The following is an 18,577-nucleotide window of genomic DNA, read 5'->3' on the forward strand; positions in this document are numbered from 1 at the left end:
GTAGATGAAAAAGCAATTATCCATGCTGGCCATCCTGGTCGGCGCCAGCCTCAACGCGCAGGCGGCACAAAGCTCCTTTTTCACCATCGTCGATGACGAAGTCAAAGGCTATGCCAGCGGGATCAGCGGCGATGCCAACGGCCTCATCGGGCTCAACACCAAGAACAACATGGCGGAATACTTCTCCACCGTGCGGTTTGCCGACTTCCTGGTGGATCGTTTCCGTTTCGAGCAGGGTTGCATGCTCTCCAACTCGGTCTGCAACTCCTTCTGGAGCGACAACTCGGGCTTTGCCTACCAGTGGCGTCGCGACTTCCTGGACAAGGTGGATCAACGCAGCAACCTGGGCTACGTGACCAGCTCCGAGGTCGATGGCCTGGTGACGGCCCTCGGGGATGTTCCGGAGGATCGGGTCGGTTACAAGATGAATGGCAAGCTGCGCACCGCCTTTGCCGTGGTCAATGACGGCAACCCGGTCGAGCTCAAGGATGCGGCCAGCACCCACGGCCTGAGCGTACCCACCTCCATCAAGAAGCTGGACAACGGTCAGTATCTGGTGACCGGTACCGCGGCCAGCGACAAGTATCGCCACAAGGTGGGCGGTGATTTCTACAAGTGGTGTTTCGAGACGGGCAATGACAGCCAGTACGGTGACTTCCGCTACTGCCCCGGGGTCGATACCCAGGCGAGTTTCTGGCTGCTCAACAGCTCGGGCGGGTTCAACAAGCTGATGCAGGCCGGCACCTATGGCCATCAGCGTGACGAGGTGCTGCAAACCGCTTCTGCACTGGGCGTGGCCAAGTACAACGGCACCCTCTACGGCGTGGGCTACAGCTCTACCGGCGAGGTGGGCACCGGTGATCTGGATGGCCGCAACCTCGCCAGCTACTGGACCCTGGATACGGCTGCCGGCACCGTGGGCACCACCAAGATCATCCCGCTGCCGGATGGCGAGCCTGGCAAGGACGATGCCAAGCTGCAACACAGCTGGGCCGTGGCCGTCAACGACAACGGCTACGTGATCGGCAACCAGCGCTATCGCATCAACAAGGGTCAGAACCGCCCGGTGGAGATGTTCCTGTTCAACCTGAGCAAGCCGGGTACGGCGGCCAGCCTTCCTCTTCAAGACAAGCCGGTCTCGGGGGCAGGCTCGGAAGCGGCCGCCATCAACGAGCACAACATGGTGGTTGGCTGGCGCGACTCCCGCCATCAGACCCAACCGGTGGTCAATGGCACCAACCGCATGCAGGAAGCCTTCCTGCTGAACGCGGCCGCCCCGGCCAACAGCTGGTATCTGAACGATCTCATCTGTGGCAAGGATGACGCCGGCAACAAGCAGTGTGCCCAGAACGGCAAGTACTATCACATCGCTTATGCCAGCGGCATCAGCAGCGACGGCACCATTGCCGCGACGGCGTATCGCTATGACAGCGAGAGCGACCTCAACAAACGCGCCAACGCCACCGTGGTCGCCGTCAAACTGACGCCGGCCGTGGCGGATTATCAGGGCAATGCCCCGGCCAGCTATGTGGTCAGCAATGCGCCGGTCAACAACCAGACCGGTCAGGATGGTGGCGAGGGCGGTGGTGGCAGCCTGTTCTGGTTGACTCTGCTGGCGCTGCCCTTTGCCTGGCTGCGTCGCTATCAGCGATAAGTAAGTGTCATCAAAAATTAATGCAGTTCAGTATCTTGTGTCACAACCCCTGAATAGCATGGAATTTTTTGTTTGACCCTGCCTCCCCCCTGGGGTAAAGATGAAGGCGACCGGTGAAAAACTGGTCGCTTTTTTTGTTCCACGAAGAGGGTCGTAGATGATGAAGAGACAGAAACGGGACCGTCTGGAGAGAGCTCGCGCTCGTGGTTATCAGGCTGGCGTAGTCGGCAAACAGAAAGAAGCGTGTCCGTACCAGTGCCTGGATGCCAGGGGCCATTGGCTTGGTGGTTGGCGCGATGCCATGGAAGGGCGAGGCTCAGGCCTCTTCATGAAGTAACCGATACTTCATCACTCATTACAATAGGAAAGGGGCCATCGTGGCCCCTTTACGTTGTCTCTGCTCACCCAGGAGCAGGATCAGAATGCGGTGGTGTCTTTGAACAGGCCCACTTTCAGATCGGTGGCGCTGTAGATGGGGCGACCATCCACTTCCACGACGCCATCGGCAATGCCCATGACCAGTTTGCGGTTGATGACGCGCTTGAAGGTGATCTTGTAGGTGACCTTCTTGGCCGTCGGCAGGATCTGGCCGGTGAACTTGACTTCACCGACACCCAGCGCACGTCCTTTGCCAGGACCCCCTTTCCAGCCCAGGAAGAAGCCGACCAGTTGCCACATAGCATCCAGGCCCAGGCAGCCGGGCATGACGGGATCGCCGGGGAAGTGGCAGTCGAAGAACCAGAGATCCGGCGTGATATCGAGTTCAGCCAGGATTTCACCCTTGCCGTGCTCGCCGCCATGGTCGTTGATCTTGACGATGCGATCCATCATCAGCATGTTGGGGGCGGGCAGCTGGCTGTTACCTTCACCAAATAATTCGCCACGGCTGCAGGCAAGCAGCTCTTCACGGGTAAAGGACTCTTTGCCTTGTTCGCACAGGGAGAGGCGGGGATCAGTGGTGTCGTTATCTAGGGTCACGCTGTTTATCCTTCATATGGGTCAAAGCCGGGCCAATTTAGCTTACAGATGTTCGCTAAACAACTCCGATCACTTCATTTAACGGCCAAGCAGCCGATCCAGCAGGCTGCGCAGCAGGCCGCCACTCTTGGTTGCCGTGCCATTGAGTTCGTCCAGTCTCTCCTGGATGCGGCCAAACAGGGTATCCGGCATGTCTGGTTCGCCAGCAACGCAGCCGGTGAGCAGCTCGATAGCCTCTTCCACGTGATCCACCGGGTGGATGTGGAACTGGCCGGCCTCTACTGCCGCGATCACTTCATCAGAGAGGTTGAGCTGCTGGGCGTTGGTGCCGGGCAGCAGAATGCCTTGCTTGCCGGTGAGGCCGTGGATCTTGCACACCCGGAAGAAGCCCTCAATCTTCTCGTTCACGCCGCCAACGGCCTGCACATTGCCGAACTGGTCGACCGCACCGGTCACAGCGAAGTGCTGGTAGATGGGCTGGCGGGCGAGGGCAGAGAGCAGGGCACACAGGCCGGTCAGGGAGGCGCTGTCACCATCGATCTCGTGGTATGACTGCTCGAACACCAGGTTGGCCGAGAGCGGCGAGGGGTTCTCTGCGCCGAACTTGTTGGAGAGGTAACCGTGGATGATCATCATGGCTTTGGCGTGAATGTGCCCGGCGAGCTCCGCCTTGCGCTCGATGTCAGCCACATCGCCATCCCCGAGGTGGACGGTCGCGGTGAGGCGTACCGGCTCCCCGAAGTCATAGGGATGGCCGGCCACCTGGATGACGGAAAGGCCGTTGATCTGGCCAACCTCTTCACCGTCGGTCTGCAGCAGGATCTGGCCGTCGATAACACCCTGATCCGATTGCTCCACCAGATAGTTGAGGCGGTAATCCTGCTCTTCCAGGGCGAGCAGGATATGTTCGTCAGTGACGCTGGTCGCTTCCAGCTCGCGGGCCAGGCTGTCGGCCATGCGCATGATGGCGCCGAGCTGTACCTCGGAGAGGGATAGCCACTCCTGGTGGTCACACAGGCGGCTGGCATGGCGACAGAGGGCGAGGAGGGCACTTGGCGTGAAATCCAGCAGCGCCCAGCGCGCTCGCAGCCAGGCGAGATATTGCAGGAAGGCGGGGAGATCTTCCTCGATGTTCACTTCGGAGACCAGATCGGCACGCAGGAAGATGCGCTCCGCCATGTCCCTGTCCAGCATCTGGAATTCCGCCACGTCCAGCCTGTCACCGACCAGGATCAACTTGAACCGGATGGGGGTCGCTTCCGGGGTGAAGAACGGTGTCAGCGTCTTGCCTTCCTGATAGGCATTCCAGTCCAGCTCGCCTTTTTGCATGGCGTTTTTGAGCTTGAACCAGAGATGAGGCTGATCCAGCAGCTCATCGAGCTGAAGTATCAGGTAACCACCGTTGGCTTCCCGCAGCAGACCAGGTTCCAAAAGGTGCTGGTTGGCGTAGACGGAGCCTTGTTCCGTCTGATAGTTGATAGAGCCGAACAAGGTATCCCAGTTCAGGTCACGGCCGTAGACGACAGGGGCTTGCTGATCCTCATGATGGATCAGCAGGTTGATGAGCACCGGGTGCTGGAACTCGAGGCCCTGGGCGACATGGGCGGCCAGATCGGAGAGGAAATCCACGATCTTGGGGTCGTTGTTCTGTTTGCGGATGATCCGGGTGACCAGCCGCTCGGCGTCGAGATGGTGGCTCATCAGCTTGAGCAGCTCACCGACCATTTCGCAGAACTCGAAACCCGAGCCCGGTTGCAGGCGCAGCCAGATGGGCTTGAAAGGGTTGTTGAGATTCTCGGTATAACAGAGATCGAACAGGTCGCCATCCTTGCCATTCGAAGAGGCGATCAGGGTCTGGCAGACATTCTCGTAATCTGCACCGGGGAAACCGTTGAGGATCATGACCGGGCAGTCACCATCAAAACTGGCCAGCCGTTTGATACCCGAAATCGCTCTGGGTTGCAGGGCGGCAAACGGAATGGGGTCGAGTTCGCCAAGTGTGGGGAACTGCTCAATCGAGAAAGCGGGTTTTAATTGTTCTGATGTTAATTCAGCCACTTAAGACATCCGGTCGGGGATAGGATCAATTGCCACCATTATACACAGTTCGGTTGAGGGTGACAGAATACCAAGATATTTCATTTAACATAATATGCATTATGCGCAGTGTCGTATTTTATGAGTCCCAGGGCATAATCAATCAAGGATTGCCTTTAGGTCCCGTGTCTTGGTTATGAGTGCAGTTTTATTGTTCACCATTGGTTATCAGTCATATGTACGGTTCTGGTCGAGCAAGTGATCCAGCGGCTTGCGGCTGGCACTCTCGTGACGTTCCCGGTTGCCGGTGTGCAGGTACTTGGAGGTGGTGTCGATGCTGTCGTGTCCCGCATCGGCTTGTACGTGGGATAAAGGCCGGCCGTGCAGATTGATGTCATGGGTGATACCGGTATGGCGAATGGAGTGCGGCGTCAGGGTTCGCATTTCAGCGGCATCCTGATCAAAACCGTCTTGTTCGGCGAGGCTTGCGGCCTGTTCAAATACCGCCATTACCAGGTCTCGAAGCTGGCGGATACCCAGATTGGCATTGAGTTCGCCTTGTTCGCGGCCATGGGCCGCCGCCTTGTGGCGTACGAACAGCGGGGTCTGCTCGCCGGGGGCCGGCAGTGGCGAAAGGCCAAGAAAGGTACGATAGCGAGTCAGGGCTTCGAGCAGAGCCTGAGAAACGGCCACGGTGCGACGTTTACCGCCTTTGCTGCGGGGAATGTCATAACCCCAGACGCCCGTTTTGGCGTCACGTCGAAACTGGCCCATGACGGGGCTGAAACCCGGCCTGGCCGCCACCTCGGAAATCCGCAGATAACAGGCATACATCAGACAGATGAGAAAGCGGCTGCGCTCATGTTGTGCCGGGCATTCGGCAGCGAGCTGTTCGGCGGCTTGCATCACATAAGACCATTGCAGCTCAGTGAAGGATTGCGCGTCTTCACCAGCCTCCTGGGGGCCCGCACGTTTAACCCGCTGCAGCAGGAGAGCCGGATTGCGATCCATGTACTCCTCCTGGATGAGAAACTGGAAGAAGGCGGACAAAATGGCGAGTTTTGTCTTCATCGCCTGCTCACTCAGTCGATACGGTAGCTCCCGGCCCAGTTCCCGCTTGCCAAGAAACGGACGCCACAGGGGGTTTGGCAACCGTTCCCCCCACTCCTTGTCGAGCACGAACTGGGCGACGTTGCGGTAGGCAATCAGTCTGGACGGTGGCGCCTGGCAATAGTCGAGATAGCGCATCATGATGCGCCTGGTGAGATCCCTGGGGCTGATGGCCACCTCGCAAAAACACCAGTGCAAAAAAGTGGTCAGCTCACTGCGATAGGTCTTGTAGTTGTTTTCGCTGTGGCGCTGCTCCAGCAGCCAGTCGACGGCCAGCTCATACACGATCCCCGCGTCGGGGACTTTGCCAAGACTCAGGGTGGCGAGGTACTGGTTGACCTGGGGATTGCCCGCCTCAAGGTGGTCCACGCTATCGAACAGTGGCATGGCGGGTGGAAGTGCTGGATGAGTCATGATGGTGTGTGATGTCGGTTGAATGTTTTGAACGGGGCCGCACCCCCCTGATGCCGATAAATGGGGTTATCGGCATCAGGGGTTGCAGTGCGCCTTGGGGGCAACGACCTGAGGCATCTTGCTGTGATACCCCATGATAACGAGCAATCGGCATATTCAATAAATATGCGGTGTGGTTGGAAAATTCTCGGGGAAAAGAGGCGTGACAATGACTTAAGTTGCACTTTTCATGAATGAGAAAGTGGATTCTGCCTCACATCCCCTTCCCCGCCCTTTCGTCTCAAGCCACGCTCTTCAGGGGCTTCCCCTTTGGCAGTTCAGTATCCAGCTTGTCTTCTTTGGGGGAATTCCCCTGCCCTTTTCCACCGCGCAATACCTGCTGCAACTGATCCCGCTGCTCGGCCAGATAAAAGGCCAGACTCTCCTGCTGCTCCGGTGCAAGCGCGACCGGCGCACCCGCCAGCAGTGTCATCAGCTCATCGGCGGTGTCCAGCAGTTTGTCATAGGCATCCGCCTCTTTCTTGCTGGCAAAGGTCATCTTCTCCACTCCCCCACGTACCACAACATACTTGATCTCAACGGCCATCGCGGCGCCCTCCTGATGATAGTGACCGCAAGTATATGTACGTATATACAGTATTGCAAATACCCTCAGCATGTCGGCGTGCATCGCCAGCCCCTGCTTGGCTGGCGGCGGCCAGTTCACAGCGGAAAACACGTCTTTTCAAAGGGGGGTGTGCAGCGCGGCAAGACAGGGCAGGCGTTTTAAGGTAAATTTCATCAATTCCTTCAACAGGTTGAATCGTATGTCGGATCCGCACTCGGTGATTGTCTGTCCGGCCTGTGACTTGCTGATCGAACGCAAGTTGCTGCCGCTGCGCCGTCACGCCCATTGCCCCCGCTGTCATCAGCATCTGTATGGGCGCTATGCCTTTCGCCCTTCCCAGTTGATGGCGCTGACCATCACCGGATTCCTGTTGCTGCCTTCCGCGTTTTTTGAGCCTTTGATCTATCTTCGTCTGGCGGGCGTGAACTCGGACGCCAACCTGATCAAGGGAATTATGATGCTGTATGCCGAGAGCGAGCTCTGGGTGGCAACACTGGTGCTCTGGTGCGCCGTGCTGGCGCCGACAGGGCTGCTGCTCGGGATCTTTGCCCTCGCCTCCGGCCTGGCCAAGCGCTGGCATCTGCTGGCGTGGACCCTCAAAGCGGTCGAGGTATTTCGCCACTGGGCCATGCTGGAGGTGTACATCGTCAGCCTGCTGGTCGCCCTGTTCAAGCTTATCGACATCGCCGACGTGCGCCTGGGAGGCGGTCTGCTGAGCCTGGGTTGTCTGATGCTGCTCAACATGACGTTGCTGATCCTCTTTGATCCTGCCCCTTACTGGGAGCGGATTCCGCTGCAACATGCCTCCCGGGAGCCGGACCATGTCCCCGATCAGCGCCCGTGAACTGGGGCTTTGCCGCTGCCATACCTGTGGGTTGCTGGTGCGCCATCAACACGGCATGAGCTGCCCTCGTTGTCATACCCCCTTGCAGATGCGCATTCCCCATTCCCTCGCCTGGTCATGGGGCCTGCTGGCGCTGGCCACCTTCATGTTGTTGCCTGCAAACCTGCTGCCCATCACCCACTTCTACAACAAGGGATTATTGCAGTCCGATACCATTTTCAGCGGTATCATGGCGCTCTATCGCAGCAAGATGTCCGGCATCGCCACCATAGTACTGACCGCGAGCATCATCGTGCCCATCGGCAAGATCCTGGGTCTTGGCTGGATCTGCTGGCAGTTGCAGCGCAGCAAGCCGGTGCGCCGCAAACGCCAACTCGTCATGTACCGCATCATCGATTTCATCGGACGCTGGTCCATGCTGGACCTGTTCGTCATCTCGCTGATGGTGGCCCTGGTGGATCGCGGCGTGCTGCTCAATGTGCGTGCCGGCCCCGGGGCGACGGCGTTCGCCGGCGTGGTGGTGCTCACCATGATGTCGGCCAGGATGCTCGATACCCGCCTGTTGTGGGACAAGGCGGCCCGTTAATGTTTTTTGTGTCGAACGCGCTGTGCATCACAGCCAATGTAAGGAGTCGGTATGGTCGGGGCTGAGCCCGTCATTGAGAAGCACCGCTGGTTATCACCGGTCTGGTTGCTGCCCTTCATCGCCCTCTTGCTGGCGGGAGGCTTTCTCTACCAGCAGTGGACGAGCAGTGGTCAACTCATTCGCATCAACTTTGCCCAGGGCAACGGTATCTTGCCGGGCAAGACCCAGTTGCGCTATCAGGGGGTCGCCATCGGCGTGGTCCAGGAGCTGGAACTGGCACAGGATGGTCGCAAGATTGCGGTGCTGGCCAAGGTGGACAGCCGTGCCCGCTCCCTCATACGCAAGGGCTCCGACTTCTGGCTGGTGAGTCCGAAGGCGTCACTGACCGAGATCTCCGGCCTGGACACCCTGGTGTCCGGCAACTACATCAACCTGCAACCCGGACGGGAGAACAACCCGCTGGAGGATGAGTTCGATGCCCTGGATGGCCCTCCCCCTGGTTATCAGGCCCAGGGGCGAACCCTGCACCTGACAGCCGATTCTCTGGGGTCGGTGGGCATCGGTGCCAAGATCTATTTCCGCGGGCTGGAGGTGGGCAGTGTCATCAACACCCGTCTTGGGGAAGAGAACCAGAACGTGATCCTGGATCTGGTGATCGAGCCGCGCTTCGAGCACCTCGTCAAGGCGGATACCCGCTTCTGGAACATCAGCGGCATCAAGGGCTCCTTCAGCCTGGCTGGCGTCAGCGTGGAGGCGGGCAGTCTCACCTCCATCCTGAGCGGCGGCATTGCGTTTGACTCCCCCAAGGATTCTCCCGTGGCGCAAAAGGGGGTCAACTTCATCCTCTACAAGGGGCTGGCCGAGGCCGCCCGGGGTGAGCGCATCACCATCCAGGCGGGGACTCTGCCCATCAAGGAAGGGATGCCCATCCTCTATGAGGGCATCGAGATTGGACGCATCGACCCCATTCGCCTCACCGAACAGGGGCGGAGCGTGACGGCCCTCATCAACCCCGAGCAGGCGTTCCGGGTGACCGGCAAGAGTCGTCTGGTGTGGGAGACGGTCTCTCTCTCCCCTGCCGGGATCAAGCATGCGGATCGCCTGCTGGCCGGGCCCGCCATTCGTCTGGACTATGAACCCGGTAAACGGGTCAACACCATGACCCTGGAGAGCCAGGCACAGCGCGGCGGCATCAAGCTGACCCTGCAGGCAGAGGATCTCGCCGGTTTGAGCGAAGGGGCTCCGCTCTGGTTCAAGGGGTTGCAGATAGGTCAGCTCGGGGCACTGACCCTGGATGCCGGCGGCAATGCCAGTGTCGAGTTGCTGGTGAACGAGCGTTATCGCCATCTGCTGCAACGGGCTCGCTTCTATCGCGCCGCCCCCTTGCAGGTGGAGGCGGACCTCAGCGGTATCAAGGTGGAGACCAGCCCGGCCAGTGCCTGGTTGGCGGGGGGCATCAAGCTGGTACAGGCCCCGAAGGGTGACAGGATTGACCGCCTCTACCCCAGCCAGGAGCTGGCCCTGCTTGGGAGCCGCCATGCCAAAGCGGTCAGCTGGACGCTTCGTGCCGCTCAGGCTGATGGGATCGGTGTGGGCTCCCCCGTCCTCTATCTGGGACTGGAAGCGGGCAAGGTCAAGGCGCTGGATGCCGATGATCGCGGGGTGGCCATCACCCTGGAGATCGATGCCATCTATGCTCCTTTGCTCAAGCAGCAACCTCAGTTCTGGAAGAAGGCCGCCATCGACGGCAAGATCCGGCTCGACGGCGTGCAGGTCAAGATGGGGAACCTCGCCACCCTGCTGCGTGGTGCCATCGAATTCGACAAGCTGGGGACAGGTCGCAGCAGTCATCAGCTCTTTGACAGCAAGGAGCAGGCAAGCTCCCAGGTGCGTACCCTCACGCTCACGGCGGATCACAACCCGGGTCTCGGGGTCGGCAGCCCCATCCGCTATCGCGGAGTGGACATCGGCAAGGTGGAGCAGGTGGAACTGGATCCGACCCTGGGCCAGGTAAGCTTCAAGGCCGAGCTGAATGAGCAATATGCCGCGCGCTTCCTGCAATCCGGGGCGCGCTATGCACTGGTGCAGGCCAAGGTCGGGCTGGGAGGCGTTGCCCACCTCGATACCCTGATCAAGGGGGCCTTTGTGGAGGCGACACCGGGCCGAGGGGCTGGCAAGGAGACCTTCCCCTTGAGCCAGAGTGGCCCCGCCGGTCTTGCCCTGACCCTCAAGAGCCCCTCCGTCGATGGCATCAGCGTGGGCAGCCCCCTGCTGTTTCGCAAGATGGTGGTGGGCAGCGTCACCGGCGTGACCCTGGCCCGGGATGGCAGCGAGGTGCTGATCGATGTGAATGTGGATGGACAGTACGCCCATCTGATACGCGCCAACAGCCGGTTCTGGAATGTCTCCGGGGTCAAGGCCGATATCGGGCTGACCGGTGGCACCATCGAGGTCGAAACGGTGCAAAGCCTGCTGGCGGGCGGGATTGCCTTCAATACGCCGGAGCGGGAGATGGGCGCGACCGTCAAGGCGGGCCATCGTTATCCGCTTCATGCCAAGGCAGAGAAAGAGTGGCTGGAGTGGAGTCCCCGCATCTTGCCCTGAGTTATTCCCCTGCTCGTCAAAAACCGGCCTTGTGCCGGTTTTTTTATGGCCTCATGGACTCTCCCATCAAGAAGGGCGGCGCACTGTGGTAAGATGTCGCCCCTCATTTTGGGTCAGCGAGATTGCGCCGTGCACGACAACACCTACCTCCCCGATCACTTCCTGCGTCACATTGCGGAGTTCATGCCATCCCATCTCTCCATGGAGGCATTCGTGGCGAGTTGCCGGCAGCCGCTGCGGCGCAGCATCCGGGTCAACACCCTCAAGATCACGGTATCCGAGTTTGTCGCCCGCATGGCGCCGCTTGGCTGGCAGCTGGATCCCGTGCCCTGGTGTGAAACCGGCTTCTGGCTCACCCGCAGTGATGAGAGCGTCCCCCTTGGCAACACGGCCGAGCATCTGTGCGGCCTCTTCTATATTCAGGAAGCGAGCTCCATGTTGCCGGTGACGGCGCTCTTTGCCAGTGAGCAAACCAGAGGGGATGGCATGTTGCTGGACGCGGCCGCCGCCCCTGGCTCCAAGACTACCCAGATCGCGGCGCTGATGGAGAACCGCGGCATGCTGATCGCCAACGAGTTTTCCAGCAGCAGGCTGAAAGTGCTGAGCGCCAATATCCAGCGCTGCGGTGTGACCAACGTCGGCATGACCCATTTCGATGCCAAGGTCTTTGGCCAATGGCTGCCTGAAACCTTCGACGCCATCCTGCTCGACGCCCCCTGCTCCGGCGAGGGGACGGTGCGAAAAGATGAAGACGCGCTGCGCAACTGGAGTCTCGAGAGCATCGACGAGATTGCCGCGGTGCAGCGTGGCCTGCTGGAGAGCGCTTTTCACGCCCTCAAACCCGGCGGCGTACTGGTCTACTCCACCTGCACCCTGAGCCTGCAAGAGAATCAGGCCGTCTGTCAGTCGTTGCAGGAGAAGTTCGGTGATGCCTTCAGCTTTGACTCGTTGGCCGATCTCTTTCCGGGAGCGGAGAAAGCCTGTACACCGGAGGGATACTTGCACGTTTGGCCCCAGATCTTCGACAGTGAAGGATTTTTCGTCGCCCGGTTGCGCAAGCATCACTCCGTGCCCAACACCATGTTCAAACCGGGCAAGCTCGGCAAGTTCCCCTTCTCGCCGCTGCCAGAGAAAGAGGCTGGCCCCATGCTGCGGGAGATTGAAGGGAATTTTGGCATCGTGCCCCATGGCCAACTGTTTGGCCGCAATGACGAGATCTGGCTCTTCCCTCACGCCTTCGAGCAGGTACAGGGGAAGCTGCGCTTCGATCGCATCGGCATCAAGCTGGCTGAGACCTTCAAGAAGGGATATCGATTGACCCATGAATGGGCTCTGGCTTACGGCCATGAGGCGAGTAAGGGATGCGTCGAGCTGGATGCCTCCAATGCCCGTGAATTCATGATGGGACGAGATGTCTGGCCAGAGCAGGATGCCGGGACTGGGGAAGTGATCGTTCGTTACCAGGGGCACCCGCTCGGCATGGGGAAATGGGTGGGGAGTCGCATCAAGAATGCCCTGCCCCGGGAGCTGGTACGGGATAACAACCTGTTCAATGCGTGAGAGTGGGGTCGCTCGAGCAAAAATAGCGCCTGTTCGAGTCTGAAAAACCCCCACTCTGGTTGAACTTTTATCCGGTTCTTGAAATGCCTAGAGCCTTGTCTAAGCTTAAGGCTATCTGCATACCAGTTAGCGCACGGCTCTGCAAGGAGCCAATTCCCCTATGCCAGGTACAAGGAATTCGTACCTGGCTTTTTTTGTCTTCCTTTTTCAATCACGCCGGTTCGATACCATCGTCTATTCGAGTATGTCTGCCGACTCGGGGATATCGCTCTGCTGCGCGTTGGTCGTTTGTTGCAGTTCGTGCTGATAGAGCAGATCGATTGCCTGCTCGATGATGGAGGCCTGACTGTCTTCCAGTTGTTGCCCCAGCATGGCCAACCTCTCTGCATGACGATTGCTTATCCAGCATTGCAACCGGCTGTGGGTTTCCTGCTTGCGCTTCACGTGCTGGCGCTGCCGTTCGGCATTCTCTTGCGCAGCGCTTTTCTTCAATTCCTGGCTATCGTGACCTTCCGACATGTCTACATCGTGAATGTTATCTCTCATTTTTCATTGGCATCTTCTACGAAAGTAAATCGGATTACGACTCTCCCACCGTTATGATGTCTGTGGAGGACGACATGAATATATCACCAGATCAACAGGATATCATTTAACATAAAAAATGGAGAGGCGCGGTTCTCTATAACAACCCATCCAGGGCGTGATCGGAGAACTTGTGGGCATCGTCGAAATATTCCTGCAAGGTGCGCATGTCCTTGTGTCGGGTCACCTCGATGATCTTGTTCATCGGCTTGCCCGCCGTCACCGCCGAGGTGATGAACCCCCGCCGCAAACTGTGGCCACTGACGTGGAGATCGTCGATGGCCTGGCCGGTTCGCCGCTTGATCATCAAGTTGATACCTTGCGGCCCCAGGGGATCTGTCATCAGCTGTCCCCAGCGATTCATTCGACGAAACAGGGGGCCCTCAGCAATCCGGCTTTTTTTCAGCCATTGTTGCAGTGCAGAGACCGGGCAATACCGGGTTCCTGGAATGAGTGCTATCTCCGATTCATGGAGCTGATGTTTGCTTGGTTTGAGACAAAGGCGTATCCCCTGCCCCACAAACTGCACGTCATTCACCTCGATCCTGGCCGCTTCCGATCGACGCAAGGCGCCACTGAACATCAGGAGCAACAGGGTGTAATCTCGAAGCCCAGCCAGGTTGCTGGTGTCTATCTCGTCCAATACGCAGGCCAATGGTTTCAGGGTCAGCGCCCCCGTTTTGCGTTTGCGGTTATCACCGAGCCGTACTATGCCCCGCATCATCTCCTTTATCTCCGCATGCTCTGTCGGCATGGGGTGGATCCCCTTCTGCTTGAAGGCATAACGAATGCCGGCAAGCCGTCTTACCAGGGTGGCCGGTTTGCGAGGTTCCCCGTTGCGAAGTTCCCCCTTTCCTTCTTCCTTGTCCAGCCAGACCCAGTTGGCCAGGATGCCGTCGGCCTGATCCGCCAGAAAATTCATGATGTCGTGATGTGTTGTCTGCAAGGGATCCAGCCCATGGAGTTGGCACCAGGAGACAAAGATACGGGTATCTGCCTGATAGGCATTGAGGGTGGAGTCGGCTTTAGCGCTGCGCAGGAAGCGTCTTGCCCGGCTGTTCAGCTGAGGATCGAAGACGCTTTGCAAGGATTGCTGAACTGGGTTTTGAAGGCTTGGGTAGTTCACTTAACTCTATGATTTAAAGCGGAGTTTCGGTGGATCTTACAGGATCATTCAGATCTATCAAGTATCGATAATGAATATTATCGATACTTATGAAGAGTGCTTTAACCCATTTCAGCTCCCTCATTTATTCCTCAAGCACTCTGTCATCCCTGCTCCGTTTTATCAGGAACTGGCGATTTGATCTCATCAGCATCAACCACACAAAGTGAGAGATAACAACTTGACATTATTGTTTTTGGATGGGTCGTGATAGTGCAGATTGTCATAGTAAAACACCCCGCTATGCGGGGCGTTGTCTGTTATCGCTTTGCCAACTTGAACAATTCGAAGAAATTGTGGCTGGTGGCCTCCGCCAATTCGGCGAGCGGAATCTGGCGAAGATCCGCGATAAATTGGGCAACGTCGCGAACAAAGGCCGGCTCGTTCTCCCTCCCCCGGTGCGGAACCGGTGCCAGATAGGGAGAGTCGGTTTCAACCATCAGTCGCTCCAGGGGCAACGCCTTGACCACTGCCTGCAGGGCTGAGGCGTTCTTGAAAGTGGCTATTCCCGAGATGGAAATATAGAACCCCATGGCCATCGCGGCCTCGGCCATTTCGAGGGACTCGGTGAAGCAGTGCAGCACTCCGCCCACCTGTTCGGCCCCCTCCTCTCGTATGATCCGCAGCGTGTCTTCCTGGGCATCCCGGGTGTGGATGATGAGCGGTTTGTTCAGTGCCCGGGCTACCCGGATATGTTCGCGGAAAGAGGCTTGCTGTACATCCTTGTTTTCCGGTGAATAGAAGTAGTCGAGCCCGGTTTCGCCGATGGCCACCACTTTCTCATCGGCCGCCTGAGTCAGCAGCAAGGCAGCATCCACCCCGGGATCCTGATTGAGCGGGTGAACACCGCAGGAGGCAAACACCTGGGGATGGGGGGCGATGGCCTCCATCATGGTCGGGAACTGGGCCTGAGTCACACTCACGCAGAGAAAATATCCCACGCTCTGCTGCGCCGCCTTGGCCAGTACATCGGCCATGTCGGTCTGCTTGGAGCCATAACTCAAGCGATCGAGATGGCAATGGGAATCAACGAGTAACATAGACAACCTTGTTTATAACCAGCGATTGAGCCAGTTCATCAAATGGATGGTGGGATTGGAAAGCTGCCCTGGCTGACAAGCCTCCTTCAGCACAACCAGCTGCTGTTCAGCTTCCAGGAGCCGTTCGCTGGAGTGTCTCTCAGCCAGTTGCTGGCTGAGTGATGCAAGATCCGGCATCGCCAGTTGATGATGGCCGCAGCCAGCCTGAAGCTTGAGGGCATCGCACAAGAAGAGCTGCAACCAGTGCAGCCGGACCTGATTATCCTCGGCCAACTGGGCGCAGACATTCGCCGCACGGGTGGGGGCCGATGCCAGCGAGACAAATCCGTCGAGCAATGCCCGTCTGGCATCATCTTGCTGTGCTTCGATATAGCTCAGCACCCGCAGCGGCGCACCCTGGCAGATCCGCACCTGGGCCTGGGTCGCCTGATGGCCCTGCTCGGCGAGCCAGGCAAGGGTCTCCCCCTCAGAGGGGAGCTGGCAGACATGCTTGTGACAACGGCTCAAGATGGTGGGGAGCAGGCGAGATACCCGGGATGCGATGAGCAGCAACAGACTGTCGCCAGCCGGCTCTTCCAGCGTCTTCAGCAAAGCATTGGCGGCAGACTCCGTCATGCGCTCCGCCTCCTGAATGATCACCACCTTGCCGCGACCGAGCTGGGACGTGCTCTGGAGGCGGCTGCAAATCTCCCGGATGGCTTCGACACCTATGGTCTTGCCCTCTGGCCCCAGGGTGCCAAGATCCGGGTGATGCCCCTTCTCAAAAAGCTGGCAGGAGTGGCACTGACCGCAGGGCTCACCTCGTTGTGGATGCTGACACAGGTGCAGTCGCGCCAGTCGCTCTGCAAGCTGCTCCTTGCCAAGGCCGGGATCGCCTAGCAGCAACCAGGCGTGGCCGAGCCGTCCGGCCCGGGACGTCTCGCTCAAGGCATGCCAATCCGGGATCAGCCAGGGATACATAGCCCCTCGCTTGCCAGATAATGCTCAAGGGCTGCCTCGATGGCGGCTTTGACTTGCGCCGGGGGCAACCCGGCATCGATGACCTGGATGGAATCATCGGCGGCCGCCAACTCGAGGTAACGCTGGCGGGTACGTTCAAAGAAGCCGATCTGCTCCAGCTCAATCCTGTCCAGCTCGCCGCGATGGCGGGCCCGCTGCAGGCCGATGGCAGGATCGATGTCCAGATAGAGCGTCAGATCCGGCTTGAAATCCCCGAGGACCGCCCGTTTGATGGCGCCGATGAGGTTCGCATCGATGCCGCGGCCACCCCCCTGATAGGCCTGGGAGGAGAGATCGTGGCGATCGCCCACTACCCAGATGCCGTCTGCCAGGGCAGGCTTGATCCGGGTCTCCACCAGTTGTACCCGGGAGGCGTACATCAACAGCAGCTCGGCCTCGACGGTCAGGCGCTCGTCGTGCACTTCCTTGACGATGGCCCGCATGCGTTCCGCCAGCGGCGTGCCGCCCGGCTCCCGGGTGCACTCGATCCGCGCAACTCCGTGGGCTTGCAGATAGTCGGTCACATAGCGCACCGCAGAACTCTTCCCTGCCCCTTCCAATCCTTCAATCACGATAAATTTAGACATTAGGGTTTCTTCAATATGTATTCACGCACCGCCCGATTGTGTTCATCGAGGGTCTTGGAGAAGTAGTGGGCACCGCCCCCCTTGGCAACGAAGTAGAGATAGTCGGTCGATTTGGGGTTGAGCGCCGCCTCGATGGAGGCCTTGCCCGGCATGGCGATGGGCGTCGGAGGCAGACCGTCGATCACATAGGTGTTGTAGGGGTTCACGTCGGTCAGATCGCTGCGGCGAATGTTGCCATCGTACCTCTCCTTCACCCCATAGATGACGGTAGGGTCGGTCTGCAACTTCATGCCAAGGCGTAGACGGTTGACGAACACAGAAGCAATCTGGGCCCGTTCATCCGGTTGGCCCGTCTCTTTTTCGATGATGGAGGCCATGATGAGCGCTTCATAGGGAGTCTTGTAAGGCAGATTGGCCTGACGCTTCTCCCAGGAAGCCTCTAGGAACGTTTTCATGTCCTGATAGGCGCGGCGCAGGATCGAAAGATCGCTGGCATGAGTGGTATAGGCGTAGGTTTCCGGCAGGAACCACCCCTCCAGCTTGCCATTTTCGATGCCGAGCTCCTGAGCCAGCTCGGTTTCGCTCTGCTCCAGAGTCAGGCGCTCCAGATAGGGGGCGCTGGAAAGTTGCTTCAGCCAATCCTCAAATCGGGACCCTTCGACAAAGGTCAGGCTGAAGTGAAACTCCTTGCCGGAAGCAAAGAGAGAGAGAGTCTCCTTGAGCGGCGCCCCTTCCTTGATTTCATAGGTGCCGGACTTGATGGCCACCAGTTCGGGATGACCGCGCAACCAGAGACGCACCGCCCAGGGGCTGGTTTCCCCCTCCCCCAGTTCGGCAATCAGGCGCGCCGCATGGGCGCCTTTTTCGACGGTAAAGAGGCGTGTTGGCCCCTTGTTGGTGAGCGTCTCCACCTGTTGCCACTTGTGATACACGTACCCTCCGACAACGGCGACAGAGAGTGCCGCCCCTGCGAGCAGGGTGTAAAGCCGATTAAACTTCAATGACCAAGCGCTCCTGTAAACGGCGGATCAATACCGGACTGGGATAGTGCATATCCCCGATGCGGGTGACCGGGACAATCCCCATCAGGGTATTGGTCAGCCAGACTTCTTCCGCCTGCCAGAGTGACTCCAATGGAGCCTCAACGACACGCAGTTCAATGCCCATCTGTTTAAGCATCGTCATCACGCGCTTGCGCATGATGCCATCGATCCCGGCGCGGGTGAGATCCGGTGTGAACACCGTCCTGCCACGACGCCAAAACAGATTGGCGCTGACCCCTTCTACCAGAAATCCCCGGCTGTTCAAGACTATACCTTCGACCCCGCCACGCGCAGCAAGTTCGCGCTTCAGCATCACTTGTTCGAGGCGCCCCAGCGTCTTGAGACCGGCGAGCATGGGACTGTCACCAAGCTGCTGCTGGCATACCAGGGCATTGATGCCGGTTTGCTGCCAATCATGATAATGCTCAGGATAAGGTGCCAGAGAGACGATGCGAGTGGGCGTGTCACAGCCTGCGGCGTCATATCCCCGCCCACCGGCGCCCCGGGTCAGCATTATCTTGACGACAGCCTGTGTCTGCCCAGAAGCCAGCTGCGCCGCTTCGTCGGCAAGCAGGTCCCAGGAGTGCTCGCCAAAACCAAGCCGGGCGTTGGCATGTTGCAGCCGGGCCAGATGGTCCTGCCACCAGAGTACCTTCCCTTCCCTCACCAGCATGGTGGTGAAATGACCATCACCGTATGCCAGCCCACGATCCCTGGCTGACAGTGTTTCTGTGGGTATTCCATTAATCAGCAAGGGGATCCCT

At 58.9% G+C, this 18,577-nt stretch carries 17 protein-coding genes; 6 read left to right on the forward strand and 11 right to left on the reverse strand.

The genetic code is table 11. The annotated features are described in order from the left end of the window. Positions 1-4: 4 nt before the first annotated feature. Together I6L36_RS01835 and rmf are read left to right on the forward strand one after the other, a co-directional pair. A complete protein-coding gene (locus I6L36_RS01835; RefSeq protein WP_010674760.1) occupies positions 5-1,654 on the forward strand; it encodes a DUF3466 family protein in 1,650 nt (549 codons plus the stop codon). Positions 1,655-1,814: 160 nt separating this feature from the next. Beyond that, positions 1,815-1,991 (forward strand): ribosome modulation factor, encoded by a 177-nt coding sequence (gene rmf / locus I6L36_RS01840; protein WP_010674759.1) that lies wholly within the window; start codon positions 1,815-1,817, stop codon positions 1,989-1,991. Positions 1,992-2,071: 80 nt separating this feature from the next. Here the strand turns inward: rmf and fabA are convergent, their stop codons facing one another. From fabA to I6L36_RS01860, 4 genes are all read right to left on the reverse strand, one after another. Further along, entirely contained in the window at positions 2,072-2,632 is a 561-nt protein-coding gene (gene fabA, locus I6L36_RS01845) for a 3-hydroxyacyl-[acyl-carrier-protein] dehydratase FabA (RefSeq protein ID WP_010674758.1), read from the reverse strand. 78 nt (positions 2,633-2,710) lie between these two features. Beyond that, the gene (locus I6L36_RS01850) at positions 2,711-4,690 is read right to left on the reverse strand and encodes a Lon protease family protein (protein WP_041211430.1); all 1,980 of its coding nucleotides are present in this window, start codon (positions 4,688-4,690) and stop codon (positions 2,711-2,713) included. Positions 4,691-4,897: 207 nt separating this feature from the next. Continuing rightward, a complete protein-coding gene (locus I6L36_RS01855; RefSeq protein ID WP_041201615.1) occupies positions 4,898-6,193 on the reverse strand; it encodes a site-specific integrase in 1,296 nt (431 codons plus the stop codon). A 280-nt stretch (positions 6,194-6,473) separates the two neighbouring features. Further along, entirely contained in the window at positions 6,474-6,779 is a 306-nt protein-coding gene (locus I6L36_RS01860; RefSeq protein ID WP_010674755.1) for a YebG family protein, read from the reverse strand. A 220-nt stretch (positions 6,780-6,999) separates the two neighbouring features. Between I6L36_RS01860 and I6L36_RS01865 the strand changes: the two genes are divergently transcribed. The 4 genes from I6L36_RS01865 (at position 7,000) to rsmF (ending at position 12,394) form a co-directional block, all read left to right on the forward strand. Then, the gene (locus tag I6L36_RS01865; protein ID WP_010674754.1) at positions 7,000-7,644 is read left to right on the forward strand and encodes a paraquat-inducible protein A; all 645 of its coding nucleotides are present in this window, start codon (positions 7,000-7,002) and stop codon (positions 7,642-7,644) included. Further along, on the forward strand, positions 7,622-8,230 hold the full coding sequence (locus I6L36_RS01870) for a paraquat-inducible protein A (protein WP_010674753.1): 609 nt from the start codon (positions 7,622-7,624) through the stop codon (positions 8,228-8,230). Before I6L36_RS01865 ends, I6L36_RS01870 begins: the two co-directional genes overlap by 23 nt. Positions 8,231-8,281: 51 nt before the next feature. Beyond that, the gene (locus I6L36_RS01875) at positions 8,282-10,834 is read left to right on the forward strand and encodes an MlaD family protein (protein ID WP_010674752.1); all 2,553 of its coding nucleotides are present in this window, start codon (positions 8,282-8,284) and stop codon (positions 10,832-10,834) included. A 129-nt stretch (positions 10,835-10,963) separates the two neighbouring features. Next, the gene (gene rsmF / locus I6L36_RS01880; RefSeq protein WP_029314541.1) at positions 10,964-12,394 is read left to right on the forward strand and encodes a 16S rRNA (cytosine(1407)-C(5))-methyltransferase RsmF; all 1,431 of its coding nucleotides are present in this window, start codon (positions 10,964-10,966) and stop codon (positions 12,392-12,394) included. Between the two features lie 234 nt (positions 12,395-12,628). Here the strand turns inward: rsmF and I6L36_RS01885 are convergent, their stop codons facing one another. From I6L36_RS01885 to pabC, 7 genes are all read right to left on the reverse strand, one after another. Then, positions 12,629-12,913: a RepB family protein gene (locus I6L36_RS01885; RefSeq protein ID WP_041201618.1), complete on the reverse strand. Its 285-nt coding sequence runs from the start codon at positions 12,911-12,913 to the stop codon at positions 12,629-12,631. Positions 12,914-13,076: 163 nt separating this feature from the next. Continuing rightward, positions 13,077-14,105 (reverse strand): tyrosine-type recombinase/integrase, encoded by a 1,029-nt coding sequence (locus tag I6L36_RS01890; RefSeq protein WP_143237541.1) that lies wholly within the window; start codon positions 14,103-14,105, stop codon positions 13,077-13,079. Positions 14,106-14,404: 299 nt separating this feature from the next. Next, positions 14,405-15,184, reverse strand: coding sequence for a TatD family hydrolase (locus I6L36_RS01895; protein ID WP_043152708.1), 780 nt, complete (start codon positions 15,182-15,184; stop codon positions 14,405-14,407). 12 nt (positions 15,185-15,196) lie between these two features. Further along, the gene (gene holB / locus I6L36_RS01900; protein WP_043152706.1) at positions 15,197-16,144 is read right to left on the reverse strand and encodes a DNA polymerase III subunit delta'; all 948 of its coding nucleotides are present in this window, start codon (positions 16,142-16,144) and stop codon (positions 15,197-15,199) included. Beyond that, positions 16,129-16,770 (reverse strand): dTMP kinase, encoded by a 642-nt coding sequence (gene tmk, locus I6L36_RS01905; RefSeq protein WP_042017643.1) that lies wholly within the window; start codon positions 16,768-16,770, stop codon positions 16,129-16,131. The genes holB and tmk overlap by 16 nt, the downstream gene beginning before the upstream one ends. Continuing rightward, entirely contained in the window at positions 16,770-17,771 is a 1,002-nt protein-coding gene (mltG, locus tag I6L36_RS01910; protein ID WP_109112825.1) for an endolytic transglycosylase MltG, read from the reverse strand. Before mltG ends, tmk begins: the two co-directional genes overlap by 1 nt. After that, positions 17,761-18,567 carry an aminodeoxychorismate lyase gene (gene pabC, locus I6L36_RS01915; protein ID WP_043152704.1) on the reverse strand — a complete coding sequence of 269 codons (807 nt, stop codon included), beginning with the start codon at positions 18,565-18,567 and terminating at the stop codon, positions 17,761-17,763. The genes mltG and pabC overlap by 11 nt, the downstream gene beginning before the upstream one ends. Positions 18,568-18,577: the final 10 nt, after the last annotated feature.

The organism is Aeromonas sp. FDAARGOS 1406, from assembly GCF_019048565.1.
In the GTDB taxonomy this organism is placed as follows: Bacteria; Pseudomonadota; Gammaproteobacteria; order Enterobacterales; family Aeromonadaceae; genus Aeromonas; species Aeromonas caviae.